The organism is Burkholderia sp. PU8-34, assembly GCF_053427725.1.
In genome coordinates, this window is the sequence record NZ_JBSAXC010000028.1 from 22,038 (window position 1) to 45,347 (window position 23,310).

Here is a 23,310-nt window from a genome sequence, read left to right on the forward strand (position 1 = left end):
CGTCACCCCGCCAGCATCGCCGCGGCCTGGCGATACCACGTCGCCAGGTACGGCGGGACATACAGCCCAAGCATCAGCCCCGCCCCCAGATGCATGAATACCGGCAGCAGCGCGGGGCGATGCTCGAGCGGTTTCGCCGTCGTCGTTCCACCGAACACCATGCGCTGCACGCGCGCGAAGATCGCCGCAAATGCGACGGCGAGACCGAGCAGCAGCAAGGGCGCCGTCCACGGCATCGTGTTCATCGCAGTCGTCAGGATCAGGAATTCGCTCGCAAACACGCCGAACGGCGGCAGGCCGAGAATCGCGATCGTGCCGAGCATCATGCCCCAGCCGACCGTCGGGCTGACCTGCAGCAGCCCGCGAATGCCGTCGATCGCTTGCGTGCCGGCCTTCTGTACCGCGTGGCCGACCGCGAAGAAAATCGCCGACTTGACGAGGGAATGCACGGTCATGTGCAGCAGGCCGGCAAACGTCGCGACCGGGCCGCCGAGCCCGAATGCGAACGTCATCAGCCCCATGTGCTCGATCGACGAATACGAGAACAGCCGCTTGACGTCCTTCTGCCGGAACAGCGAGAACGCGGCAATCAGCACCGACACGAGCCCGAACCCGACCAGCAACCGGCCCGGCAGGCCGTTGCCGAGTGCGCCGTCGGCGAGCACCTTGCAGCGCAGCACCGCATACAAGGCGACGTTCAGCAGCAGCCCGGACAGCACTGCCGATATCGGCGTCGGGCCTTCGGCGTGCGCATCCGGCAGCCAGCTGTGCATCGGCACGAGCCCGACTTTCGTACCATAACCGACGAGCAGGAACACGAAGGCGATCGACACGATGGTCGGATCGAGGTGCGTCCTGACCGCGGCGAGGCTCGTCCAGAGCAGCGCATCGCCGTCGGTCAACTGGCGGCTCGCGGCGAGGTACAGCAGGATCGTGCCGAACAAGGCCTGCGCGATACCGACGCCGCACAGGATGAAGTACTTCCAGGCGGCCTCGAGGCTGGCGGCGGTCCGATAGACGCTGACGAGCAGCACGGTCGCGAGCGTGGCGGCCTCCATCGCGACCCACAGCACGCCGAGGTTGTCGGTCAGCAGCGCGAGGAGCATCGCGAACATGAAGAACTGGTACATGCTGTGATAGAGCCGCATCCGCGCGGCCGTCATCCGGCCGCGGGCCTCTTCGACCTGCATGTACGGTTGCGAAAAAAGCGACGTCGTCCAGCCGACGAACGCGGTCAGCGAGACCAGGTAGACGTTCAGGGGATCGACGAAAAATGCGCGTCCGAACGCGAACGACGGCCCGTGCTCGACGGTGCGTGCGGCGAGTACGAGCGTCGCTGCGAACGTCATGAAGCTGAAGCCGACGTTCAGGTTGCGCGCGACGTGACTGGGGCGCACGCCCGCCAGACAGGCGGCGGCCACGAGCGGAATGCCGAGCACCGCGAGCACGACGTAGGCGTCATTCATCTTTGAGTGTCTCGAGGTGATGGATGTCGAGGCTGTCGAACTGCTCGCGGATCTGGAACATGAACACGCCGAGAATCAGGATCCCCACCAGCACGTCGAGCCCGATGCCGAGCTCGACGATCATCGGCATGCCGTTGGTGGCGGCCGTTGCCGCGAAGAACAGCCCGTTCTCCATCGACAGGAAGCCGATCACCTGGGGTATCGCCTTCGCGCGGGTAATCATCGCCATGAACGACAGCAGCACGCACGCGAGCGCGATCCCGAGCGCGCCGCGCGCGACCGACGTCGCGAGCTGGCTGATCGGCGCCGCCACGTTGAATGCGATGATCACGAGCACGATGCCGATCAGCAGCGTCGTCGGAACGTTGATCAGCGACTCGACGTCGGCCTGGACGTCGAGCCTGCGCACGAGCCGATACAGGATCCACGGAATCACGCCGACCTTCAGCACGAGCGTCATCGCGGCGGACACGTACAGGTGAGCATCCCCCGTCACGAAACCGAGGATCAGGTTCGCCGACACGAGCGCGACGCCCTGCAGCGTATAGAGGTGGATCAACGACAGGATCCGGCGCTGGCTCAGCATCGCGAACGACAGCATCAGCAGCACCGCCGCGAGGAAATTGATCAGTTGCGTCGCGTAGCCGTGCATTCATGCCCCCAACAGCAAATGGACGAGCATGCCGATCACCGCAAGCAGGAAGGCCGTCGCAAGAAACTCGGGGACACGGAAAATCCGCAGCTTCGCGTTGGCGGTCTCGACCACGGCGAGCGCGGCGCCGCCCGCCATCAGCTTGACGAAGAGCGCCGGCACCGCGAGCAGCAGCGCGAGCGGATTACCCGCCTCGGCGATTCCCCACGGCATGAAGAGCGCAAGGCCGATGCACGAGTACGCAAACAGCTTGAGGCTGGCCGCCCATTCCATCAGCGCGAGGTGACGCCCCGAATATTCGAGGATCAGCGCCTCGTGGATCATCGTCAGTTCGAGATGGGTGGCCGGGTTGTCGACCGGCAGCCGGCCGTTCTCGGCGAGCGATACGAGGGTGAATGCGATGCCCGCGAAAGCGAGGCTCGGATAGATCGTGAGCTGACCGCGGCCGAGCGTCGCGACGATGCTCGTCAGCAGTGTCGACTGCGTGATCAGCGACGCCGACAGCAGCACCATCAGCAGTGCCGGCTCCGCGAGGAAACCGATCAGCATTTCGCGGCGGGCGCCGAGCGTGCCGAATGCCGTGCCGACGTCCATCGCGGCGAGCGACAGCGCAACGCGCGCGAGCGCGAACAGGCCGACGAGCGCGATCGCGTCCGCGGCAGGCGACATCGGCAACTCGGTCGACAGCGTCGGCACGATCGCACAGGCAAGCGTCATCGCCGCCCAGACGACATAGGGCGCGCCCCGGAACACCGGGCTGGCGCCGTAGGCAACGACCGACTCCTTGTTGAACAGCTTGTGGAGCATCCGGTACGGCTGCCAGATGCTGGGCGCGCGCCGGTTCTGCAGCCACGCGCGGCACTGGTTGACCCAGCCGGTGAGCAGCGGCGCGGCAGCCAGCGCCACTACGATCTCGAGGGTTTGCGATAACACGCCGGATACGGTCACCATCGTCTCACCAGCATCAGGAGCAGGATCAGCACGGCGAAGCTGTAGGTCAGGTACACGGCAATCTTGCCCGTCTGCAGGCGGCCCGCCCATTCCGCCATGCGTTGCGTCAGCGCCGCGACGCGGTCGTACAGCGCGGACCACGTGCGATCGGTGACCGAGACCCGGTACACCGGCTGCGCATCGAACGGCGATGGCAATTGCCGCTCGATGCGCAGCAGCGGAGCGAAGATCTCCCGGATCGGCTGCCCGAACCCTTCCGCCGTGTCCTGCATGCGCGCGGTCGTAAACGGGAACCCGCAGCCCCATGGCGCGGCCCGACGCAACCGGCCGTGGTAGAAGCGCCGCACCAGCACCCACGCGAATCCGCAGCAGGCGACGAAAAACAGCATGAACACGGCGGGCATGTAGCTTGCCCGCGCGGTCGACACGGGCACGAACAGCAGCCAGCCGTGGTTGTCCGCGCCGATACCGGCCCCGACCAGCGCGTGCGTGACCCGATCCAGCACCTTGACGAACTGCGCGGGCATCAATCCGAGCAGCACACCCGCCGCCGCGAACCAGCAGAACGCGAGCCGTTCCCAGGTATTCGCATCGCGTGCGCGCGCCAGTTTCGCTTCCCTCGGTTGCCCGAGGAACACGATGCCGAAGAACTTGACCATCGTATAGCCGGCGAGCGCGGCCGACATCGCGATCAGCGCGGCCGTGATCGGCACGGTCATCGCGAGCACCGAATTCGGCAAACCCGGCGTGAACAGGAAACTCTGCAGCAGGAGCCACTCGGCAACGAAACCGCTCAGCGGCGGCAAGCCTGCGCTGGCGCCGACGCCGGCGAGCACGGCCCACGCGGTCCACGGCATGAAGCGGATCAGGCCGCCAAGCTTGCCGAGGTTGCGCTCGCCGGTCGCGTGCAGCACTGCCCCCGTGCCGAGGAACAGCAGGCTCTTGAACGCCGCATGCGCGACGATCTGGTAGAGCATCGCAGTCAGCGCGAGCGCCGACAGGCTCGTCATCCCGTATGCACGGAACAGCACCGCGACGCCGAGCGCGACGATCATCAGGCCGATGTTGTCGATCGACGAATACGCGAGCAGGCGCTTCATGTCGACCTGGATCGTGCTGAATACGACGCCGAGCAGCGCGGTGCCGACGCCGAGCACGAGCAGCAGCACGCCCCACCAGGCGATCTGCACGTGCAGCAGGTCGAACACGGTGCGCAGCAGGCCGTACAGGCCGACTTTCAGCACGAATCCGCTGAGCAGCGCCGATACGGGCGACGGCGCCGCGGGGTGGGCGTCCGGCAACCACACGTGCAGCGGGAACACGCCGGCCTTGGCGCCGAACCCGACCAGCGCGAACAGGAAAGCGAGCGACGCCCAGAACGCGTCGGGCGATTGCGCGCGCATGTTGGCGAACGTGTAGTCGCCGGTGCGCGCCTGCAGAATGCCGAAGCAGAGCAGCAGCGCCAGCGCGCCGACGTGCGAGATCAGGAAATACACATAGCCTGCGCGGCGGATCTCTCCGATCCGATGGTTGGTCATCACGAGGAATGTCGCGGACAACGTCAGCGTTTCCCAGGCGACCATGAACACGTAGGCATCGTCCGCGACGAGCACGAGCGCGATGCTCGCGATGCAGACGTGGTACTCAAAGCAGATGAGCCCTGGCGCGGCCCCCTCGCCCTTGCGGAAATAGCCGGCGGAAAAGGCGCCGATTCCCGCGCTGACGATGCCGAGCACGAACAGGAAATAGCCGGATAGCCCGTCGACGCGCAGATGGAATGGCAGCCCGGGCAGCCCGATCGGCAACACCGCGGTGGTTGGATCGGCGAAGACGCCGGCGAGCCCCGCCGCTCCCAGCAGCAGCCCGCCCAGCGCACCGAGCGGAAACAGCCCGTGCGCAACGAACCGCGTGCGATGCAGCACCCCGAGACCCAGCGCGCCGATCGCGAGCCACGCGGCTGCGACCAGCAGGACGAAGTGAACGACCGGCACGGGTGCCATCCGGGATGTCTCCAGTACGCTCGGATTGGACGAGGGCATGAAACGAGCCCGGAATCCCGGGCTCGTTCCGTCCGTATTATGACATCGAAAGGCCAATCCGGATAACAGAACATGATAATCACGTTATCATGTGAGCAACATGTTCGACGAAATTGGGCCACCCTGCGTACAGCTCGCCGGCGTGCGCTGCCCGAAGGCCTCATCCGCCGCGTCTTTGCCGCTGTTCCGAGCGATTGAGTGAGGATCCTATGCCTGCGCAGTACTTTCGAAGCCTGACGGGAAAACACCGCACCGCGACCGCAAACCGTCAGCTCGGGTTTTCGCTCGCCTTCGTCGCCGGCGCAACCAATGCCGGCGGGTTCCTTGCGGTCAAGCAATACACGTCGCACATGAGCGGCATCGTGTCGGCGATCGCGGATCAGGCAGCGCTCGGCGACATCCGGCTCGTGCTCGCCGGCATCGGTTCACTGGCGTCGTTTCTCGTCGGAGCGGGGTGCTCGGCGGTGCTCGTCAACTGGGGCCGGCGGCGCAGCCTGCAAAGCCAGTATGTGCTGCCGCTACTGGTCGAGGCCGCGCTGCTCCTGCTGTTCGGCCTGCTCGGCAGCCACCTCGCGCTATGGGAAGCGTTTTTCGTCCCCGTAACCGTCATCCTGCTGTGCTTTATCATGGGGCTGCAGAATGCGATGATCACGAAGCTGTCGGGCGCGGAAATCCGCACGACGCACATGACCGGCATCGTGACCGACTTCGGTATCGAGCTCGGCAAGCTCTTTTACTGGAACAGGTCGGCAATCGCCGCAGACGCGCACGCGGTCATCGCAAACCGCGCGAAGCTGAGGATCCACGGCACGATGCTCGCGTCGTTCTTCGTCGGCGGCCTGGCCGGCGCAATCGGCTTCAAGCATGTCGGCTATGTGTCGACCGTGCCGCTCGCCGGCGCACTTGTCGCACTCGCTATCGTGCCCGTAGCCGATGACGCGCTGACCTACCTGTATCGGCTCGACCGCGGGCGTCGATCCGGCGCGAGGCGGGACGAGTCCTGACCCGGAATGCCGGCGAATTCAGGCAGCTCGAGCATTCGCGGGCGTGCCGCGGAAGGCAAATGCATTATAATTCGATTAACATATTTGCCGACCTGCGCTCGCAATGGAAACGAAAACCGCACGCCTGACCGTCCTGATCGACCCCGCCAAGAAAGAAGCATTCGAGATGCTCTGCTCGGCGCAAGATCTGACGCCGTCGCAAGTCGTACGGCAACTGATCCGCGAGTATCTCGACCGTCACGGCGTGACTTACAAGACGAAGAGCCCGCTTGCCAAGCGCGTGAAGTAAAGCGCCGGTTGAACCCGGGCGCCGGTCAAGCGCCAATTTCCCAGTGTGCGTGTCCTTGCGCGCGCCACGTCAGCCGCTTCGGATCGAGGCACTCCCCTTCTTTCAGGCGCCTGGCCGTAGAAGTCAGCGCGAGCTCGCCGGCAAACGCAAATGAGCGGGCGCGATCGAGCAAGACCTGCGTCGATGGCAACCGGTCGTCACTTTTCCACGCGAACGCAACAAAATTGCTGTCGTCGCCGCACCGGACGATTGCGCAGGATGAGCCGAACACCGCTTGCAGCCGCTCGACGTGCATCGGCAGCGCCGGATCATCGTCCGTGAAGTTGATCGCGAGGACCCCCGCATCGGACAAACGCTCGCGACAGGCGGCGAAGAATGCAATGTCCGCGCACCGGCCCGGCATGCCGTCCGCAACAAAAGCGTCGAGCAGGATCACATCCGTGCGGACGTCCTCCTTCGTCACGTAGTCCGCGCCATCGGCGCAAACCACGGTGAACCGCGCGTCGTCCGCCGGAATCCTGAACACATCACGCAGCGCGATCACCTCGGGACTGATCTCGACGGCGTCGATCGCAACCTCGGGCAGATGCCGATAGCAGTACTTCGCCAGCGATCCCCCGCCGAGCCCGATCATGCAGACGTGCGCGGGAGCCGGCTGAAGCAGCAGAAATCCCATCATCACGCGCGTGTAGCCCAGCGCGAGCTTGTCAGGATTACTTACGGACATGAAGCTCTGAGTGGCGAAGTGATCGAAGTGCAGCGACACGGCGTGCCGCGTCTCCAGCACGACGGGCTGCCCATCACGCATGGGTGTCGCCAGGAACTTGACGAACGCGTCGTAGGATGTTCGATCCTCATCCATTCTCGGTATGCCCGGCTAATCAAACAGTCGATTGGATCATCCGCGACGAAGCGCGCGGGACAGCGATGCCGCCCATGGCGGGCAGCCGGTCAGACCTTCTTCAGAAAGCACGCCTTGAGCATGAAGCTGCCGGCATCCGTCTTGCAGTCGATTTCGTGATCGCCGCCGACGATCCGGATGCTTTTCACCTTGGTGCCCATCTTCAACGTGATCGACGAGCCCTTCACGCGCAAGTCCTTGATCAGCACGACCGAATCCCCATCCGACAGCACGTTGCCGTTCGCATCCTTGACGACATCACCCGCAGGTTCGTCGCCCGCGTCGGCGCCAGCGCTCGCCGACCATTCGTGACCGCAGTCCGCGCACACGTAAAGCGTGCCGTCCTGGTACGTGTTTTCCATCGCGCATTGCGGGCATGAGGGGACGGCGTTCATTGCGGCTTCCATCAGGGCAGTTTCGATCAGTCAGTAAAAAAAAGGGCGAGCAACCTGGCTCGCCAGAGTCGGCCACCATGCCTGTCGACTTGTCGACGGGCACATGGCGACACACGAAACATTATAATGCAATTCACATAATCTTACCGCTCGATTATAATTCATCGCTTACCGCCTTTCAGTGGACTTGCGGGCGGTTTCGCTGAGGATGTCGACATGTTCGAGCTGGATGATGTGCTGCTGTTGCCCGATCGGCGTGCCGTAACGTTGCGGGAAACGACAGGAAGCCGAGGGCTCGTCGTCGTGGGCGTCGGGCGCGGCGGCGAACGCGGCTTCCAGATGGTTCACCGCTTCCACGACGCGGGCGAGCAGCTCGCGGCGGCAGGGATCCATCTGGCCTTCGTCTATCCGAGGGAGTCGGCCCGGCATGTGATGGATCCGATCTCGGTCGCCAGTGCGCGGTTCAGGCGCCATCCGTGCCTGCTGCTGGACGTCGACGACCGTTGTTTCAAACAGGGCGTGCCACCTCGATCGCTGCGCGCGGTGTTCCTGAGCGGCGAAATGAAACGGCTCGCCAGCATCGACTTCGATTTGCAGAGCGCGACGTGGGAGATCGGGTTTCGCGCGTTTCTGACGCGCTGCCAGATCGACACGGCGCACTGCCCCCAATGACCTGTCCAGAGGCTTTCGCAAAGAACGTGGCAACCGTCGTGTACTTTCAAATCGGTTCAAGCTGGAACCGGAATCGCGCGGACGCTGCCCAGCACGCGCTGGTCGACATGGCACGCCGCTTCGAAAGCGACATCCTGCTGATCGCAAACGGGCGCCGCGGCAATGCGAAGGACGGCATGGCGGTCGCATCGTTGCAGGTGCGTGGCGGCACGTCGGCTCAAGTGCTGGCCGCCGGCCCGGATGAAGAGGCGGCGCTTCAGGCGCTATTGCCGTTGTTGCAGGAAGGCTGATCCGCATGCCGCCCGTCGACCTGCCATTCCCGAGCACTCGCGCGTTGCACGCGAACGCTGCCGCGGACATACCGGTTGTCCTGGAATCCGAGTACCTCGTCACGCTGTGCTTCGATGGCCGCGGCATGCAAAGCACGATGATGCGCGCCGCCCCCGATGCGCTTGCAATGGGCTACACGCGCACGATGATGGGATTCCTGCTGCTGCAACCTGCGCCCAGACGCATCTGCATGATCGGGCTCGGTGGCGGCTCGCTGGTGAAGTATTGCTATCGGCAACTGCCGGCTGCGCACATCACCGCAATCGAAATCAATCCGGAAGTGATCGCGCTGCGCGACCGATTCTGCATCCCGCCCGACGATGCGCGTCTGTCGGTGGTCTGCGCGGACGCGGCGCACTACATGTCGACGACCTCGCAAACCTTCGACGTGCTGTTGCTGGACGGCTTCAATGCGGACGGCGCGCCCGCCGAGCTCGTCAGCGCGGCTTTCTACCAGGCCTGTTACGCGCAGCTGAATGACGATGGCGTGCTGGTGACCAACCTGTTGAGAGACGACCCGCGTCTTGGCGACTGTCTTGCGCGGCTTCGCGATACGTTCGGCCCATCGGTCGCACTTGCCCCGGCCGAAGGCAGTGCCGCAAATCTGATTGCTTTCGCGTGGAAGAACGATGCGCCGTTACCGTCGCTCGAGGCACTGATCGCGCGTGCGAGTCAGCACGCCGGACCGCACCGCATCGATCTCGTCGAAGCGGCCGTACGCATCGAGGCCGGCGCCAGCTACGACTGGGCGCACCTGGGCACGTGCGTTGCCACCTGATCCCGCAACACCCGGCGCACCCGGTCATGATCAATACTTGGAGAAGCGATGAGCGACAACGATACGTCAAACGCCCGAGCCATTTCGGCATCCGCAATCTGGGCACTGGAACGCCTTGCCGAGGTCCGCTATGGGCGAGAGGCGCCCGCACTGGGTTGGTCGGTCACGCGGGAGCTCATCAGCGCGGGATTTGTCGACTATCCGATGAACCGCCGCCCGAGCATTTCAATTACTACGGCCGGCCGGACCTTCCTGAAGAACCGGAAATAGCGCCCGCTGATTGCGCCCCGGACGATCATTCGAGGCGCATCCGGTCCGACCCACCGCCGGCGGTCAAGGGCACGCCCGACTGGTGCGCGACGAGCCGCGCGTACGCACCTTGCCTCGCCAGCAGAATGGCATGCGGCCCCGCCTCGATCACCCTGCCGTGCTCGAAGACGAGGATCGCGTCCGCGCTCCGGAACGTCGAAAGCCGGTGCGCGATGACGAGCGATGTGTACCGGCCCATCATGTCGGTCAGCGCATTGCGAGCAATTCTGGCAAGAAACGCTTATGGTGCGAGAATCGGTTGAGCCTCACAATCGAGGTTGTTCAGGCCTGACCCCGGAGAGCCTCATGACCGCACTCCAGCTGGAATCCGTGTTGACCTGTCCGCACTGCGGGTTCAGCCGGCAGGAAACCATGCCGGTCGATACGTGCCAGTTCTTCTACGAATGCCACGGATGCAACGCGCTGCTGAGGCCCAAGCCGGGCGATTGCTGCGTGTTCTGTTCGTATGGCTCGGTCCCGTGCCCGTCGAAGCAGCAATCCGGAAACGGCGGGCCTGGCTGCGACGCCTGCGCTTGAATCACGGCTCGCTTTTGCCGGGGGCGGAGGCAGCAGCACCGGACGCATGCACGGTCGCGCCGCCCCCGGGCGCACGCTGTTCGACGGGCGTCACGCGCGCACCGCGGGGCTACGCGGCTCGGGTTCCGGTGGTCAGGTCGTTGCGTGGAAAGTTCGCGTTCCCGCCGATCAGTTCGTCATCGACAATTCGCCCATCATCGTCCACACGTGACAGATCGCGTCGCGTGTCGCCGCCCAGATCGCATGGGCCAACGGCAAGTGCAAGTGCAACTGCAAGTGCGTGTTCATGATGTATCCCCCTTCGGGCGCCGCATGCGGTCGACTGCATGCGGCGTCGGTGTCGCCCGTGTTGCCGTCGATGCCTAGAGCTTCTCGAGCGTGGCCACCGACACATGGGGCCAGCTCAACCCGTTGAAGTCGAGGATCACCTTCTGCGTGTATTGAAGCTGGAGCTTCGTCGCGCCGTTGGGCAGCCGGATCGTCTCGATCCAGAAGATCGCCTCGACCCGGGCCGCGTCGGCATTCGGCCCGTTCGCGGCACCCTGCAGGAACGAGATATTGGTCGTACCGCCGCCCGTAACCGGCGGATTGGCCGAGTTCGTCGAAATCAGCAGTGTGGTCGTCGCGATGACCTGCTTGCCGGCAATCCCGCTGTTCAGGACGATGTTCGGATTGTCGAGCCACGCCTGCGTGACGTGCGGAATGTCCTGGCTCGGCGTGCGGAACGCGCTCGGCGCAGCCAGGTTCATCTCCGGAAAATCGCTCGGCGGCAGCGGGTGGGACGGATTGCCGATCGGAAACGGCGCGATGTTCTCTGGCGCGAACGACGGCGGCCCGCTCAGCTGGAACGCACTGCCCTGCATCACGATCGACGTACCGTGCGGAATGGTCGCGAGGCGGGCAACCGTCGCGCCGTTCGGCGGATTCTCGGTCGGCGGGACGTTGAGCCAGAGCCCCGGCTCGATATGGATGCCGGCAAGGTGCCCGTCGACCTTGACGTTGGCATCCGACACCTCCTGCGTATAGGTCATCCCGTGCAGGTTGATATCGTCCTGCAGCAGGCCGCGATTCGGGATCGCGCCGTCAATCGCCTTGAATTCGATCGTCTCGATCGTTTCGTTCAGCTCCAGGAACCGATCCTGCTGACCGGCCGGGTGGCCGCCCCGCTGAATCGGGAATGGCCGCCAGATCTGGTTGAACCCCGTTCCTTTCCACATCCCGATCAGATCCTGCAAAGGCCCGAACCTGTTCGTGCCACGCAGGTCGGGAATCGTACCGGATACCGATGTCAATACGAACGCTGCCATGTCAGGCTCCTCGATTGTTGATTTGATTTGCGACCCTAACTATTTCACCGACTTTCCTCCTGCACTCCACACCACAACCGTCGTTACGCGCGAGCTTCGGCGGCATCGCCCGCCGCCTCGTGATTGCCGTGCCCGCGCCGCGCCCAGAACGCATGTTGCGACCACCTCGATTCGGTGCCGTATCGCTCGACACGCTCCGCGAGATAGCGTTTGAACACGGCATTGGCACGCGCGGCATATGCGATCGCGCCATCCGGCCGTCCCGCCAGCATGTCGACGACGGCCGGCGCGGCGGCCAACCCGTCGCTGAGCGCACCGGCGATCCCCGACGACGTCAGCGGGTCCAGCCCCATCAGCGCATCGCCCACGGCGATCCACCCGCCGCCCGAACTCCGTTCGATGCAGCCGCTATGCGCGGCGAACACGTGCACGTCGACAGGCTCCCGCGGCGGCTGCACATGCGTGGCGAGCAGGCGCGTGTCCTGCCACGCACGCCGGTAGACGTCGGGATCGCGAAAGCGGCGGGCCGTGGCGATGTCCCGGTCGGTCATCAACGTGACGAGCGCGCGCCCGTCCGGCAAGCCGACCGCGTACCACCAGCCGTCCTCGAACGATTCGACGAGCGAGAGCCCCGCGAGCTCCCGTGCATGCGGCGCATGTGCGGCGAGCGCCACCATCTCGTCGAAGCATCGCCGGCGCACGCCGAACCACGCGGCCAGCGGCGAACGGCGTCCGCCGGCGTCGACCAGCACGCGCGCGCGCAGTTCGTTGCGAAGTTCGCCGCGCGGTTCGTCGCGCGGTTCACCGATTTCGCGCACCCGTATCGCCCACCCGTCGCGCGTCGGCGCGATCGTCTCCACGCCGGCGCAGGAACGCACGGGGATGCCGCGCGCCCGTGCCGCGTCGCGCAATTGCGTGTCGAACGCCGCCCGATCGAGATGCCAGCCGTGCCCGGTCCCGCGAAACAGGAAATGGTCGACGCGCGGCCGGTCGTCTCCCCACAGCGACAGATTGCCGTGGTAGAAGCCGTGTCCGGCGCGCTCCAGCCGGTCGTCGACGCCCAGCCGGCGCAGCAGGCCGGCCACGTCGGGCGTCGCCGATTCGCCGACCCGGAACGACTGCGCGGACGGGCGATCCAGCACGGCGACGCGGCATCCCGCCGCGTCGAGCGCCAGCGCCGCCGCGCAGCCGGCCGGGCCGGCGCCGACGATCAGCACGTCATCGTGGTCAGCTGTCATTCGACGCACGCGTCGATGGATAGAATGGACGCGCCAGGGTCCGCTCGACCTCGACGAAGCGCTGCGTGCCGCCGATGTCTTTCTCCATCACGAAACCCAGGCGCGACCAGTAACGGACCATGTCGACGTTGTCGGGGAACGTCACGTAATCGCCCGCCATCTGGTCGTAGTCGGTGCCGATCCAGGGCACCTGCCTGCCGGTCTTTTCGGTCGACTCCTCGGGTGGCTGCGGGACATTCGCTGCCGCGCGCAACAGCGTGGGCTTCGGTTCCAGATACACGAACTCCGGCCGCTGCGCCGGCCACCACCACAGCGTGCGGTCACCGATCGACTGCGACGCGCACTCGTTGAAGTCGGCTTGCCACGGCAATGCCATGTAGCGCGTGAGGTCGCCCGCCTCCATGCCCCGTTGCGGGTGGTAGCCGAGACTCAGCGGCCCCTCCAGCGTGAAGCGGCTGCGAATGCGGAACGGCTCGGCGTAGATCTCGGGCACCCGGGAGATCCAGGTCATTTCGATGCCCGGAGAAAACGCGCCGCCCACGCAGTTGTCGAGCACGCCCCGCGTCAGCGCGTCGGTCGGCGGCTCCGTCGGCGGTTCATTGACGAAGTGCCCGTCCACCCATTGCTGCAGGAAGAAGTACTGCGTGTCGGTCAGCCGCAGATAGCGGCTCGTGGCCGTGCCCGACTTCAGGCAGTTGTCGCCGGCCAGGAACGGCATCATCGTGGCGCCGCGCGAATTGACGAGGTCGTTTTCCTGATAGGGCGGCCGCAGGACGTCCATGATGTAGCGCCGCAGCCCCTTGAACGCTTCGTCGCCCTCCCCCTGCGAGCCGAGCGCCCCGAGTTTGTCGAAGTCGAACGTGTGCGGCTTCGACGGAATCGCCGCGACCCATGGATAGAGCATCGCGCGCTCGAGCAACGGCTTGACCTCGGTCCGGAAATTGGGCCGGTAGCCGCCTTGGCCCGCTTGCCAGATGCCGCCGGCGAGGATCTTCGGATAATGGCCGGCACGCACCATCGCATCGAATATCGTGTCGTACAGCGTCACCAGATTCGGAATTTCCGGCGCGTACTTCGGCGGTGCGACGAGCACATGCGCGCTGGCGGCCTGGACGCTCGGCCCGTTGAAGAACTCGATCGTCACGCCGACCGGGCCATCGGACGTGTCGTCCCACCAGCCGTCGTTGTTCGCGTAGTGCTCGAGCGTCGGGTTCGGCTCGGTGGAGCCCGCAATGCCGTGACCGCCCAGCACCAGCAACCGCCCCTGTTCGTCGGTGCGCAGCTCGCCGAGCGTCTCGATCGCACGCATCATCGGATAGAGCCGGCCCGGCGGGAAATGTGCGCCCGTATACCCTTTCGGAACCTGTTCGAGATTGAAATGCACATTGCTCGCTCGCGGTCCGTGAATCTTGCGCGGCCCCGCATCGATCAGCAGCTGGTGGCGATCGGGTACGTCCGGGTTGCGCAACGGGTGCGTCGGCGCATAGCCGCCCTCGCCTTCCGCGGGACTGAACGCATACCAGCTGGGCTTCTTGTTTGCCAGATGAACAGACCAGACGATCGACTTCACATTCGGCGTGTCCAGCGTCACTTCTTCCGCGACGCCGTTCTCGATCCGGTACAGGTGAAAGCGTGCGGCCTGCCGGCACAGGCGCCCCTGTTCGTCGCGAAAATCCTGCTGCCGGAACGGCTTCCCATCGGGCCTGATCGGCAGCCCGCGATAACTTTCGGCCCCGATATAGAACGCGTCGGGTGCGTCTCCGACACGGGCAACGCCAATCGGCGGATAGATCTTGTATTCGACCATGATGTCCCCCGTCGCTCTAGCTTGCGAGCCGCTGTCCGGCGGCTTCGCTCAGCTCGACAATGTCGTTTCGCACGTCGTCCAGCACGGCCGCCAGGTCGGCGCGCTCGGCGCGATCCGTGACACCGGATGCGGCCTGTTGTGCATTGGCCCGTTCGCGCTCCAGCATCTCCATCGTGCAGCCCGGCCGATATAGCCAGGTCGGCGCCGCGTTCGGGCCGACCGCACCGTCGCCGGTCGCATGCATCGGCGTTTTCATCAGGCTCAGCGCGAGCTTCGGCATCACGTGGTGCATTAGCGGAAGGACCTTCGCGAAGAACGGATCCGGTTTGCCCGGCGTTTCGATGAAGGTCTTTTCCAGCTCGTCGAGCATGATGCTGTACGCAATGTCGAACGCGTCGGCGAGCTTGAGCGCGGTCTCGTTCGAGTAGTCCTGCCGTCTCGGATTGGACGTGATCGGACGCGTCGCGGGAAAGTTGGCCACGTCGAGCGCCACGCCGCGAAACTTCCTGAAGTGCGACATTTCATAAGGCGTGCCGAGAATGGGGCCGTACGTTCCGTCGGTGCGCTGGCCGTAGTGGTTGTAGGTTCCCCACGGGCTGTCGGGAACCAGCGGCTTATCCTCGGGAACACTGCCCTCGCCTTGCTGCATGATCTGGGTGATGCCTTCCAGCGCGGTGCCGATGTCATGCACCCGCACTGCCTTGCCGCCGAACTTGCCCAGATAGATATCGATGCGCTGGCGCGTGCCGGCGGCCTGCCGAAAGAGTGGCGGGCCGTCGGGGTGGCGCTCCGGGTAACGCTCCAGGCTCTCTCGCAGCGCCTCATACAGTTGCGCGATCGTGTCGTACTGGTTGCCCTGCGGCGCAGCGTGCGGCGGCGCGGGCGTCTCGATCGCGGCAAAGGTCTTCTCGAATACGTCGGGCGATGCCCTGCACAGTGCGATGAGCGGCAAGCGCTTCGGGTTCGAGTGAGGCAGAAAGCACGGGTACACCGGCACCGCCGTGCCCGTGAACTTCGGCTTTCCGCCGATCGCGACGAGCAGATTGGCCGCCTGGTTGAGGTGGAACATCTCTTCCACCACGACCGAGCGCAATGCCTGATAGGCATCGCTGGCCGGATCGGCGATCGAGTAGAGCGCCGTCAGGTAAGCCGGGATCGTCGTGAACTCGACCTGGATCGCCAATTGCGCGGCCTTCTGCAGGCTGTCGCGGGGATCCGGCAGTGCGCGGTGCCCGACGGGCTCTCCATGCGCTGCGGTTGCCACCCTGCCCATATCGGGCTTGCCGCTGAGCTCGCTGAACAGGTTGCCGAATGGCTTTTCTGAATCAGATAGGTTTGACATATTTCCCCCGTGGTCCGTCCGGATGAGGACGATTCGTATCGTCTGACGGCGCCGGACCCGGCCGCTTCGCAGGGCCAGTCCGGATTGGCGCGAGAACCGGAACCGTTCGTTCCGCCGCCGATAAAATCGTTTTTCTTTACAGATCGAGCGACTTTTTATTTTTCAGGGAAACGTCGACCGATGGCCCCGCCGCCCGAATGACAGGCGCGTTGGCGCCTGTATTTCCCGATGATCAGCGCTTGCCGAATTTTCATTCACTCGCCCGCCTCCGGAAACAATTCGATTCCCGGGTCGTATGCCGATTCGCATTAGCTATCAAATTAGACTACCGGGCATCCGAAGTCACCCTGATTTTTCATACAGTTCTCGCACCGCGAACGGTCGCCTGCCGGAGACTTTCTGCAATGCTTCCCGAAAGCGCAGCGCAAGTTTTTCGCAACGGAAGCCCATTTACCAATAAATAATTTCATTCACCAAAAAACCAATTCAGACCTAATATTTCGCTTCACATGTTTTTGCTATTTCACTTCAATTTCATTGCAATTTTATCGACTGCGGGCGGTCGCAAATAAAATCTCTCATAACCGCCAATTGAAGTGCAGCCACATTTGGCTTTACCGCCTTTCGATGGATAAATCGTGTCGGTGCAAAGAGAATCGGGAAAGAAATTTGCCCCGCCGAAACGCGCGGGAAATGTTTCCCGGTTCGTGTTTGGCGACTGACATGCACGGGGCTCGATCCGGGGCCGCACCTCGCCGCACACGGCCCCGCCGTTCGTGACGGCATTTCATTCAGCCAGAGGGAAGTCCTTGCGAACTGCGGCGAGGTTTCATTCGGGTCATGCACCGCAGCAGCGACCCTTCAAAAATACTGTGCGATCAAACGGTTTATCGGCAGATTGACCGCTCAATTTCGAGTAAACTGTGCAATCGAACGGTTTCTGACCAAGATTGAGCGTTTCACGTCGAAACTTGCCGATCGCACAGTTTCCGCTTGATTTTCGCGCCCCAGGTGGAATACTGTTTGATCGTACAGTTTCCCATCTTGCCGCCGCGGCGTGCAAAACGGCAGCGCCCGGTCCATCCGGCCTGTCGCCAACGCCCCCCGCCGCCGGAGTTTCTCGACATGCGATACCCGATAGAGCAAGCGTCTGACATCGGCGGCGTGATCCGCGCCGCCCGCAAGATCCAGAACCTGCGCCAGGACGATGCGGCCGGCAGCGTCGGCGTCAGCGAATCGTTCATGGTCAAGGCCGAGCGCGGCGCGGACACCGTCCAGTGGGGCAAGCTGTTCCAGATCCTGCAGGGGCTCGGCGTACGCGTCGTGTTCGACATCCCCGACGCGAGCGACGAACTGCTCGCGCGCCAGTCGGCCAGGGCGAACCATCGCGCGAGCGTCCGCGAACGGCGGGCCGCCGAACGGCTGCTGCTGCGCGTCGACGCAGCGCGAGCGGCAGACCACGCGCTCACCACGCCGCTCGTCGACGCGCGCGTGCTGAAGGCCGCCCGGCTGCTGGTCGCCGACGCCGATACGCCCGGATCCGCCGCACACGCCCGGCGCGCAGGCGACGACCGCCCGCCACATCGGCCGGACGCGCCCGCCGCGGCCCGCGCGCTGAATCTCGCGCGCCGCATCCTGACCGACGCGGAAGCCGCGCACTCGCCGAGCACGGAGACGCCGCATGACTGAGCGCGCCCTTGTCGCATCCATCGACGGCCAGCGCATCGGCACGCTGCACGAAGACCGGAACCTGTGGGCGTTCGAATACGCGCCGTCGTGGCTGGATGCCCCGTTCCGCTTCGCGCTGAGCCCGCACCTGCCGCTTCAGGCGGAGATCCTGCGCGACGGGGCGACCACGCGTCCGGTCCAGTGGTATTTCGACAACCTGCTGCCCGAGGAAACGGTGCGCGCGCTGCTCGCGAACGACGCGGGGCTGCCCGACATCAGCGACGCATTCGCGCTGCTCGCGCATTACGGCCGCGAATCGGCGGGCTCGGTCACGCTGCGCGCGCCGGACGATCATGCGGACGACGACACGCGGCTGCGCCCGCTCGACGACGCCGGGCTCGACGCGCGCATCCGTGCGCTGCCGACGGTCCCGCTCACGCACGACGCGCCGAAGAAGATGTCGCTCGCGGGCGCGCAGCACAAGCTGCCGGTCGTGCTGCGCGACGGGCGGCTGTTCGAGCCGAGCGGCCAGGCGATCTCGACGCATATCCTGAAGCCGAATCATCCGCACGCGCACGACTATCCGCATTCTGTCGTCAACGAGTGGTTCGTGATGACGCTCGCGCGCCGCGTCGGCCTCGATGTGCCGGACGTCGAGCGCCGCTACGTGCCGGCGCCTGTCTACGTGATCCGCCGTTTCGATCGCGAGATCACGGCCGACGGTGTCGAGCGGCGGCATGCGATCGACGGCTGCCAGGTGCTCAACCTCGCCGCGACGATGAAATACACGGGCTGGTCGCTCGACGCGCTCGCGGCGCTCGCGAACGCGTGCCGTGCGCCCGCGCCGGCGCGGCTGCGGATCTTCCGGTGGCTCGTGTTCTGCGTCGTGGTCGGCAACGGCGATTCGCACCTGAAGAACTTGAGCTTTGTCGTCGGCGACAGCGGGATGGCGCTGGCGCCGCACTACGACCTGCTGTGCGACGGCGTGTACGAAACCGCGACTTACAGCGCGAAGAGCCGCTGGCCCGATCTCACGGAATTCACGCGGCCGGTCGCCGGCGTACAGCGTTACGCGGCCTTTACGCGCGAGGTGCTTGCGGCGGCCGGCGCGGCGCTCGGGCTTGCGCGCGCCACCGCACTGCGCCACGTCGACACGCTGCTGCAGCGCATTCCCGCGGAAGCGGACACGCTGCTGCGCGACATCGCGCGCGACAACGACGCGATGATGGCGAGCCGTCCCGAACTGACGGCAACGCTCGGCGGAGAAATGCATCTGCTGAGGGCGATCCGCCATATCGTGATTCACGAGATGGTCGCGCGTCTGCGAAGCAGCTGAGGGGCCCGTACAAGGTGCCCATATAAGCGGCATCAAAAAACCCGTCGACGTAGCGCTCGTTGCAGCGGCCACCCGGCCGCGGACGGCGCCGTGGTTACCATACGGCGAGGTGCTGCTGCAGCGGATCGTCGATGGCGTGGAGATGCTGTTGAAGTGAATGAGCGGGGGGCTTGCTTCAGTTCAGCCGTACACCGGGCAGCGTCGCGCAAGGCCAAGGAAACTCCGCACCCGCCGTGCGCCGTCCGGCGCACGGCAGCTGGACGGCAGCGTCACTGCGCCTGGCTGCGCAGTGTCTTCGCCGCGGCGACCATCTGCGTCAGCGCCGGAATCACTTCCGCCCACTGGCGCGTCTTCAGGCCGCAGTCCGGGTTCACCCACAGGCGTTCGGCCGGAATCCGCTCGGCCGCCTTCTTCATCAGGCCAACGATGTGATCCTGCGACGGGATGTTCGGCGAGTGGATGTCGTACACGCCCGGCCCGATTTCGTTCGGATACTTGAAGGTGTCGAATGCATCGAGCAGTTCCATATCCGAGCGCGACGTTTCGATCGTGATCACGTCCGCGTCCATGTCGGCGATCGACGCGATGATGTCGTTGAACTCCGAATAGCACATGTGCGTGTGGATCTGCGTTTCGTCCTGCACGCCGTTCGCGGTGATGCGGAACGATTCGACCGCCCAGTTCAGGTACTCGCCCCACTGCGCGCGGCGCAACGGCAGCCCTTCACGCAGCGCGGCCTCGTCGATCTGGATCACGCGCACGCCGGCCTTCTCGAGATCGAGCACTTCCTCGCGAATCGCGAGCGCGAGCTGGTAGCACGACACCGAGCGCGGCTGGTCGTCACGGACGAACGACCAGTTCAGGATCGTCACCGGGCCGGTCAGCATGCCCTTCATCGGCTTGTCGGTCAGCGATTGCGCGTAGGTGATCCATTCGACCGTCATCGCCTTCGGGCGGCTGATGTCGCCGAACAGGATCGGCGGCTTCACGCAGCGCGAACCATACGACTGCACCCAGCCGAACTGGCTGAACGCGTAGCCGTCGAGCTGTTCGCCGAAGTATTCGACCATGTCGTTGCGCTCGGCTTCGCCGTGCACGAGCACGTCGAGTTCCAGCGCCTCCTGTTCGCGGACGCTGCGCGTGATCTCGGCCTGCATCGCGGCCTTGTAACCGGCCTCGTCGAGCGCGCCGGCCTTGAACTGGCTGCGTGCATGGCGGATCTCGGCGGTCTGCGGGAACGAGCCGATCGTCGTCGTCGGGAACGCCGGAAGGTTCAGCCGCGCCGACTGCTTCGGCGCGCGCTGCGGGTACGGGCTCGCGCGGTTGCCGAGCTGTGCGTCGATACGGGCGATCGCGGCCTTGACCGCCGGATTGTTCACGCGCGGCGATTCGCGACGCGTCCTGATTGCCGCGCCGTTCGCCGCCAGCGCGCCGGCGACGGCCGCGCGACCGCTGTTCAGCGCAGTCGCGAGCACCTTCAGTTCGTCGAGCTTCTGCAGCGCGAATGCCAGCCACGAACGGATCTCGGCGTCGAGCTTCTCTTCGCTCGCGAGATCGACAGGCACATGCAGCAGCGAGCACGACGGCGCGATCCACAGGCGGTTGCCGAGTTGCTTCGCGAGCGGTTCGAGCCAGTCGAGCGTCGCGTTCAGGTCGGTCTTCCAGATATTCCGCCCGTTGACTACGCCGGCCGACAGCACGCGCTCTGCCGGCAGTTCGGCGACGAGCGTGGCAACTTCGTCACGCGCATTGATCGCGTCGATGTGCAGGCCGTCAACCGGCAGCGCGCACGCGAGTGCGAGATTCTCCCGCAACTGGCCGAAATACGTCGCGAGCAGCAGCTTGATTCGGCGCGTTTCGAGCACCTCATATGCGGTTCTGAACGCCTGTTGCCATTCGACGCCGAGTTCGGTGACGAGAATCGGTTCGTCGATCTGCACCCATTCGACGCCTTGCGCAGTCAGCGTGTCCAGCAGCGCGCCATAGACGGGCAACAGCTTCGGCAGCAGCGCAAGGCGGTCGGAATCGTCCTTCGCCTTGCCGAGCCACAGGTACGTGACCGGGCCGATGATCACGGGCTTCGCCGTCACCCCCTGCGCCCGCGCTTCCGCGAGTTGCTGGAGCAGGCGCGACGGGTCGAGCGAGAAGTTCGTGTCCGCGTGGAATTCCGGCACGATGTAGTGATAGTTCGTGTCGAACCACTTCGTCATTTCACCGGCCGCGACACCAGCGCAGCAGGCCGCGTGCTCTTCCGCCGACTGCGCCGAACGGCCGCGCGCGACGCGAAAGTAATTGTCCAGCACATCGCCATGGAAGCCCTGGACACGCTTCGGCAGGTTGCCGAGCGTGAAGCTCATGTCGAGCACCTGGTCGTAGAACGCGAAATCGCCGACGGGAACCAGATCGAGACCTCGCTGGTTCTCCCAGTGACGCTCACGCAACTGCGCTCCGAGCGCCTTGAGCTCGTCGCGCGACGACTGGCCCTTCCAGTAGCTTTCCAGCGCGAATTTCAGTTCGCGTTTGGCGCCGATGCGCGGGAAACCGAGATTGTGTGTAGTAACCATGTCGACCTGCAGAAGATGGGGGAAAAAAGACAGGCACCGATGATAGGATTTTCGACTCATGAAATAAAATGGCATTATTTCATTCATCGATTAGCTTTATTCATGGGTCGGGCATCATGCTGGAACGCATTCATCTGGTCATCATTCGCGAGGTCGACAGACAGGGTTCGCTCACGGCGGCCGCAGGCGCGCTGAACCTGACGCAGTCGGCGCTGAGCCACACGGTCAAGAAAGTCGAGGAGCAGCTGGGCACGCCGATCTGGGATCGCAAGGGGCGCGGCCTGCGGCTCACCCAGGCCGGGCAATATCTGCTCAGGCTTGCCGAGCGGCTGCTGCCCCAGTTCGAGCACGCCGAAGAACGCATGAAGCAGTACGCGCAAGGGCAGCGCGGCACGCTGCGCATCGGGATGGAGTGCCACCCGTGCTACCAGTGGCTGCTGAAGGTCGTGTCGCCCTATCTGTCGCGCTGGCCCGACGTCGACGTGGACGTCAAGCAGCGCTTTCAGTTCGGCGGCATCGGCGCGCTGTTCGGCTATGACGTCGACGTGCTCGTGACGCCCGATCCGCTGAACCGGCCCGGCCTGCGCTTCGATCCGGTGTTCGACTACGAGCAGGTGCTGGTCGTCGGCGAGCAGCATCGCCTCGCGGGCGCGCCTTACATCGAGCCGGAGCAGCTCGCGGACGAGATCCTCATCATCTATCCCGTCGAAACCGACCGGCTGGACATCTACAACCAGTTCCTCACGCCCGCGGGCGTCGTGCCGAAGCGGCAGAAGGTGATCGAAACGACCGACATCATGCTGCAGATGGTGGCGAGCGGACGCGGCGTGGCCGCGCTGCCGCGCTGGCTCGCCGACGAGTACGCCGACCGGATACCGGTGACGCCCGTCAAGCTCGGCAAGCAGGGCATCGCCAAGCAGATTTTTCTGGGGATGCGCGAAGCGGATGACTCGATCGACTATCTGACGGCGTTCGTCGAGCTCGCGCGCCAGTCGGCGTCGAAAGCGCCGAAGATGCGCCGATAGCGGGATCGGGAAGATCGACCGCGGCGCGCCGTTCGAGCGGCAAATGCGCGGTTGATGCACGCTCCGTGTCGAACCTGAAACATTTCTTACGTTTTGCAGACGTCACACTGACATCCCGTCGACAAATAGGCCAACAAATCAATGATTTGACAGGGATGGCATGCATGTAGCTTACATCCGCCGTACAGGCCGGAGAACTTGTCGCATAAGCGTCATCGCATCGTAAGCGTCGACCGCCGTTTCGCCATCGCGGCGCTACATCCCGGCCTGGGAAGAAGACCATCCGTCATTGCGCCGGGAGATGTCCGGCGAGCATCGGCGTGCTGACGCACCAGCCACGCCGCCGACGGCATGGTCAATTTTGCAACGTATCCGACACGCGACACCGCGTTACGAGGAAACCATGACACGCCGCCGAACCCACCCGCCCCCGCTCGCGTGGCGCACGCTGCTGTGCTGCGCTTGCGCGGGATTGCTCGCCGCCGCCGCCGCACTCGATGCGCTCGATGCGCTCGATGCGCACGCCGCGCCAGCCGCGTCGGCCGCCGGCAAGGGCCGCCCCACCGGTCATCACCTGCCGTCGCCCGAGGCGCGGGTTCCGGCCAGGCCGCCTGCAATGCCGACCGGCCCGCATCCGGGCGAGTCGATGCGCAAGCAGACCTTCACGCCGAAAAAACCATAAACGCCGCATCGCTGCATT

The 23,310-nt window shown here is 64.9% G+C and carries 23 protein-coding genes; 11 read left to right on the forward strand and 12 right to left on the reverse strand.

The features are described 5' to 3' along the window. Positions 1 to 2: 2 nt before the first annotated feature. From ACV22Z_RS34240 to hyfB, 4 genes are read right to left on the reverse strand one after another with little or no spacing between them, the layout of a single operon-like run. Positions 3 to 1,466, reverse strand: coding sequence for a hydrogenase 4 subunit F (locus tag ACV22Z_RS34240; protein WP_448080678.1), 1,464 nt, complete (start codon positions 1,464 to 1,466; stop codon positions 3 to 5). Next, positions 1,459 to 2,118, reverse strand: coding sequence for a formate hydrogenlyase (locus tag ACV22Z_RS34245; protein ID WP_448080679.1), 660 nt, complete (start codon positions 2,116 to 2,118; stop codon positions 1,459 to 1,461). Before ACV22Z_RS34245 ends, ACV22Z_RS34240 begins: the two co-directional genes overlap by 8 nt. Then, a complete protein-coding gene (locus tag ACV22Z_RS34250) occupies positions 2,119 to 3,069 on the reverse strand; it encodes a respiratory chain complex I subunit 1 family protein (RefSeq protein ID WP_448080680.1) in 951 nt (316 codons plus the stop codon). Then, on the reverse strand, positions 3,063 to 5,069 hold the full coding sequence (gene hyfB / locus ACV22Z_RS34255) for a hydrogenase 4 subunit B (protein WP_448080681.1): 2,007 nt from the start codon (positions 5,067 to 5,069) through the stop codon (positions 3,063 to 3,065). Before hyfB ends, ACV22Z_RS34250 begins: the two co-directional genes overlap by 7 nt. A 248-nt stretch (positions 5,070 to 5,317) precedes the next feature. Here hyfB and ACV22Z_RS34260 point away from each other — a divergent pair, with 248 nt between their 5' ends. Together ACV22Z_RS34260 and ACV22Z_RS34265 are read left to right on the forward strand one after the other, a co-directional pair. Next, positions 5,318 to 6,112, forward strand: a complete 795-nt coding sequence (locus ACV22Z_RS34260) for a YoaK family protein (RefSeq protein WP_448080682.1) — start codon at positions 5,318 to 5,320, stop codon at positions 6,110 to 6,112. 103 nt (positions 6,113 to 6,215) lie between these two features. Continuing rightward, positions 6,216 to 6,401, forward strand: coding sequence for a CopG family transcriptional regulator (locus ACV22Z_RS34265; RefSeq protein ID WP_448080683.1), 186 nt, complete (start codon positions 6,216 to 6,218; stop codon positions 6,399 to 6,401). Positions 6,402 to 6,426: 25 nt separating this feature from the next. Here ACV22Z_RS34265 and ACV22Z_RS34270 read toward each other — a convergent pair whose 3' ends face one another. Then, positions 6,427 to 7,263 carry a spermine/spermidine synthase domain-containing protein gene (locus tag ACV22Z_RS34270; RefSeq protein ID WP_448080684.1) on the reverse strand — a complete coding sequence of 279 codons (837 nt, stop codon included), beginning with the start codon at positions 7,261 to 7,263 and terminating at the stop codon, positions 6,427 to 6,429. An 89-nt stretch (positions 7,264 to 7,352) separates the two neighbouring features. Further along, entirely contained in the window at positions 7,353 to 7,697 is a 345-nt protein-coding gene (locus ACV22Z_RS34275) for a zinc ribbon domain-containing protein YjdM (protein WP_448080685.1), read from the reverse strand. 216 nt (positions 7,698 to 7,913) lie between these two features. Here ACV22Z_RS34275 and ACV22Z_RS34280 point away from each other — a divergent pair, with 216 nt between their 5' ends. From ACV22Z_RS34280 to ACV22Z_RS34295, 4 genes are read left to right on the forward strand one after another with little or no spacing between them, the layout of a single operon-like run. After that, on the forward strand, positions 7,914 to 8,369 hold the full coding sequence (locus ACV22Z_RS34280) for a hypothetical protein (RefSeq protein WP_448080686.1): 456 nt from the start codon (positions 7,914 to 7,916) through the stop codon (positions 8,367 to 8,369). 26 nt (positions 8,370 to 8,395) lie between these two features. Next, positions 8,396 to 8,659, forward strand: a complete 264-nt coding sequence (locus ACV22Z_RS34285) for an HPr family phosphocarrier protein (RefSeq protein ID WP_448080687.1) — start codon at positions 8,396 to 8,398, stop codon at positions 8,657 to 8,659. A gap of 5 nt (positions 8,660 to 8,664) precedes the next feature. Further along, a complete protein-coding gene (locus ACV22Z_RS34290; RefSeq protein ID WP_448080688.1) occupies positions 8,665 to 9,477 on the forward strand; it encodes a fused MFS/spermidine synthase in 813 nt (270 codons plus the stop codon). A 48-nt stretch (positions 9,478 to 9,525) separates the two neighbouring features. After that, positions 9,526 to 9,747: a hypothetical protein gene (locus ACV22Z_RS34295; RefSeq protein ID WP_448080689.1), complete on the forward strand. Its 222-nt coding sequence runs from the start codon at positions 9,526 to 9,528 to the stop codon at positions 9,745 to 9,747. A gap of 25 nt (positions 9,748 to 9,772) precedes the next feature. Here ACV22Z_RS34295 and ACV22Z_RS34300 read toward each other — a convergent pair whose 3' ends face one another. Next, the gene (locus ACV22Z_RS34300; RefSeq protein WP_448080690.1) at positions 9,773 to 9,988 is read right to left on the reverse strand and encodes a hypothetical protein; all 216 of its coding nucleotides are present in this window, start codon (positions 9,986 to 9,988) and stop codon (positions 9,773 to 9,775) included. A 104-nt stretch (positions 9,989 to 10,092) separates the two neighbouring features. Between ACV22Z_RS34300 and ACV22Z_RS34305 the strand changes: the two genes are divergently transcribed. Further along, entirely contained in the window at positions 10,093 to 10,323 is a 231-nt protein-coding gene (locus ACV22Z_RS34305; RefSeq protein WP_448080691.1) for a GDCCVxC domain-containing (seleno)protein, read from the forward strand. A gap of 362 nt (positions 10,324 to 10,685) precedes the next feature. Here ACV22Z_RS34305 and ACV22Z_RS34310 read toward each other — a convergent pair whose 3' ends face one another. The 4 genes from ACV22Z_RS34310 to ACV22Z_RS34325 form a co-directional block, all read right to left on the reverse strand. Next, a complete protein-coding gene (locus tag ACV22Z_RS34310) occupies positions 10,686 to 11,630 on the reverse strand; it encodes a heme-binding protein (RefSeq protein ID WP_448080692.1) in 945 nt (314 codons plus the stop codon). A gap of 83 nt (positions 11,631 to 11,713) precedes the next feature. Then, positions 11,714 to 12,868: a tryptophan 7-halogenase gene (locus tag ACV22Z_RS34315; protein WP_448080693.1), complete on the reverse strand. Its 1,155-nt coding sequence runs from the start codon at positions 12,866 to 12,868 to the stop codon at positions 11,714 to 11,716. Then, on the reverse strand, positions 12,858 to 14,675 hold the full coding sequence (locus ACV22Z_RS34320; protein WP_448080694.1) for a LodA/GoxA family CTQ-dependent oxidase: 1,818 nt from the start codon (positions 14,673 to 14,675) through the stop codon (positions 12,858 to 12,860). Before ACV22Z_RS34320 ends, ACV22Z_RS34315 begins: the two co-directional genes overlap by 11 nt. Positions 14,676 to 14,691: 16 nt before the next feature. After that, positions 14,692 to 16,017, reverse strand: a complete 1,326-nt coding sequence (locus ACV22Z_RS34325; RefSeq protein ID WP_448080695.1) for a ferritin-like domain-containing protein — start codon at positions 16,015 to 16,017, stop codon at positions 14,692 to 14,694. Positions 16,018 to 17,142: 1,125 nt separating this feature from the next. Between ACV22Z_RS34325 and ACV22Z_RS34330 the strand changes: the two genes are divergently transcribed. Both ACV22Z_RS34330 and ACV22Z_RS34335 read left to right on the forward strand, forming a co-directional pair. Continuing rightward, the gene (locus tag ACV22Z_RS34330; RefSeq protein ID WP_448080696.1) at positions 17,143 to 17,706 is read left to right on the forward strand and encodes a helix-turn-helix domain-containing protein; all 564 of its coding nucleotides are present in this window, start codon (positions 17,143 to 17,145) and stop codon (positions 17,704 to 17,706) included. Further along, positions 17,699 to 19,021 (forward strand): HipA domain-containing protein, encoded by a 1,323-nt coding sequence (locus ACV22Z_RS34335; protein ID WP_448080697.1) that lies wholly within the window; start codon positions 17,699 to 17,701, stop codon positions 19,019 to 19,021. Before ACV22Z_RS34330 ends, ACV22Z_RS34335 begins: the two co-directional genes overlap by 8 nt. A gap of 269 nt (positions 19,022 to 19,290) precedes the next feature. On the opposite strand, the gene metE is transcribed toward ACV22Z_RS34335, so the two are convergent. Next, entirely contained in the window at positions 19,291 to 21,585 is a 2,295-nt protein-coding gene (gene metE, locus ACV22Z_RS34340; protein ID WP_448080698.1) for a 5-methyltetrahydropteroyltriglutamate--homocysteine S-methyltransferase, read from the reverse strand. Positions 21,586 to 21,701: 116 nt separating this feature from the next. Between metE and ACV22Z_RS34345 the strand changes: the two genes are divergently transcribed. Further along, a complete protein-coding gene (locus tag ACV22Z_RS34345; RefSeq protein ID WP_448080699.1) occupies positions 21,702 to 22,610 on the forward strand; it encodes a LysR family transcriptional regulator in 909 nt (302 codons plus the stop codon). A 403-nt stretch (positions 22,611 to 23,013) separates the two neighbouring features. Further along, positions 23,014 to 23,292 carry a hypothetical protein gene (locus tag ACV22Z_RS34350; protein WP_448080700.1) on the forward strand — a complete coding sequence of 93 codons (279 nt, stop codon included), beginning with the start codon at positions 23,014 to 23,016 and terminating at the stop codon, positions 23,290 to 23,292. Positions 23,293 to 23,310: the final 18 nt, after the last annotated feature.

What these genes read in the sequence shown, in the direction of transcription:
- ACV22Z_RS34240 (WP_448080678.1), bottom strand. Translation starts at nt 1,466, where the DNA reads ATGAATGACGCCTACGTCGTGCTCGCGGTGCTCGGCATTCCGCTCGTG.
- ACV22Z_RS34245 (WP_448080679.1), bottom strand. Translation starts at nt 2,118, where the DNA reads ATGCACGGCTACGCGACGCAACTGATCAATTTCCTCGCGGCGGTGCTG.
- ACV22Z_RS34250 (WP_448080680.1), bottom strand. Translation starts at nt 3,069, where the DNA reads ATGGTGACCGTATCCGGCGTGTTATCGCAAACCCTCGAGATCGTAGTG.
- hyfB (WP_448080681.1), bottom strand. Translation starts at nt 5,069, where the DNA reads ATGGCACCCGTGCCGGTCGTTCACTTCGTCCTGCTGGTCGCAGCCGCG.
- ACV22Z_RS34260 (WP_448080682.1), top strand. Translation starts at nt 5,318, where the DNA reads ATGCCTGCGCAGTACTTTCGAAGCCTGACGGGAAAACACCGCACCGCG.
- ACV22Z_RS34265 (WP_448080683.1), top strand. Translation starts at nt 6,216, where the DNA reads ATGGAAACGAAAACCGCACGCCTGACCGTCCTGATCGACCCCGCCAAG.
- ACV22Z_RS34270 (WP_448080684.1), bottom strand. Translation starts at nt 7,263, where the DNA reads ATGGATGAGGATCGAACATCCTACGACGCGTTCGTCAAGTTCCTGGCG.
- ACV22Z_RS34275 (WP_448080685.1), bottom strand. Translation starts at nt 7,697, where the DNA reads ATGAACGCCGTCCCCTCATGCCCGCAATGCGCGATGGAAAACACGTAC.
- ACV22Z_RS34280 (WP_448080686.1), top strand. Translation starts at nt 7,914, where the DNA reads ATGTTCGAGCTGGATGATGTGCTGCTGTTGCCCGATCGGCGTGCCGTA.
- ACV22Z_RS34290 (WP_448080688.1), top strand. Translation starts at nt 8,665, where the DNA reads ATGCCGCCCGTCGACCTGCCATTCCCGAGCACTCGCGCGTTGCACGCG.
- ACV22Z_RS34295 (WP_448080689.1), top strand. Translation starts at nt 9,526, where the DNA reads ATGAGCGACAACGATACGTCAAACGCCCGAGCCATTTCGGCATCCGCA.
- ACV22Z_RS34300 (WP_448080690.1), bottom strand. Translation starts at nt 9,988, where the DNA reads ATGATGGGCCGGTACACATCGCTCGTCATCGCGCACCGGCTTTCGACG.
- ACV22Z_RS34305 (WP_448080691.1), top strand. Translation starts at nt 10,093, where the DNA reads ATGACCGCACTCCAGCTGGAATCCGTGTTGACCTGTCCGCACTGCGGG.
- ACV22Z_RS34310 (WP_448080692.1), bottom strand. Translation starts at nt 11,630, where the DNA reads ATGGCAGCGTTCGTATTGACATCGGTATCCGGTACGATTCCCGACCTG.
- ACV22Z_RS34315 (WP_448080693.1), bottom strand. Translation starts at nt 12,868, where the DNA reads ATGACAGCTGACCACGATGACGTGCTGATCGTCGGCGCCGGCCCGGCC.
- ACV22Z_RS34320 (WP_448080694.1), bottom strand. Translation starts at nt 14,675, where the DNA reads ATGGTCGAATACAAGATCTATCCGCCGATTGGCGTTGCCCGTGTCGGA.
- ACV22Z_RS34325 (WP_448080695.1), bottom strand. Translation starts at nt 16,017, where the DNA reads ATGTCAAACCTATCTGATTCAGAAAAGCCATTCGGCAACCTGTTCAGC.
- ACV22Z_RS34330 (WP_448080696.1), top strand. Translation starts at nt 17,143, where the DNA reads ATGCGATACCCGATAGAGCAAGCGTCTGACATCGGCGGCGTGATCCGC.
- ACV22Z_RS34335 (WP_448080697.1), top strand. Translation starts at nt 17,699, where the DNA reads ATGACTGAGCGCGCCCTTGTCGCATCCATCGACGGCCAGCGCATCGGC.
- metE (WP_448080698.1), bottom strand. Translation starts at nt 21,585, where the DNA reads ATGGTTACTACACACAATCTCGGTTTCCCGCGCATCGGCGCCAAACGC.
- ACV22Z_RS34345 (WP_448080699.1), top strand. Translation starts at nt 21,702, where the DNA reads ATGCTGGAACGCATTCATCTGGTCATCATTCGCGAGGTCGACAGACAG.
- ACV22Z_RS34350 (WP_448080700.1), top strand. Translation starts at nt 23,014, where the DNA reads ATGACACGCCGCCGAACCCACCCGCCCCCGCTCGCGTGGCGCACGCTG.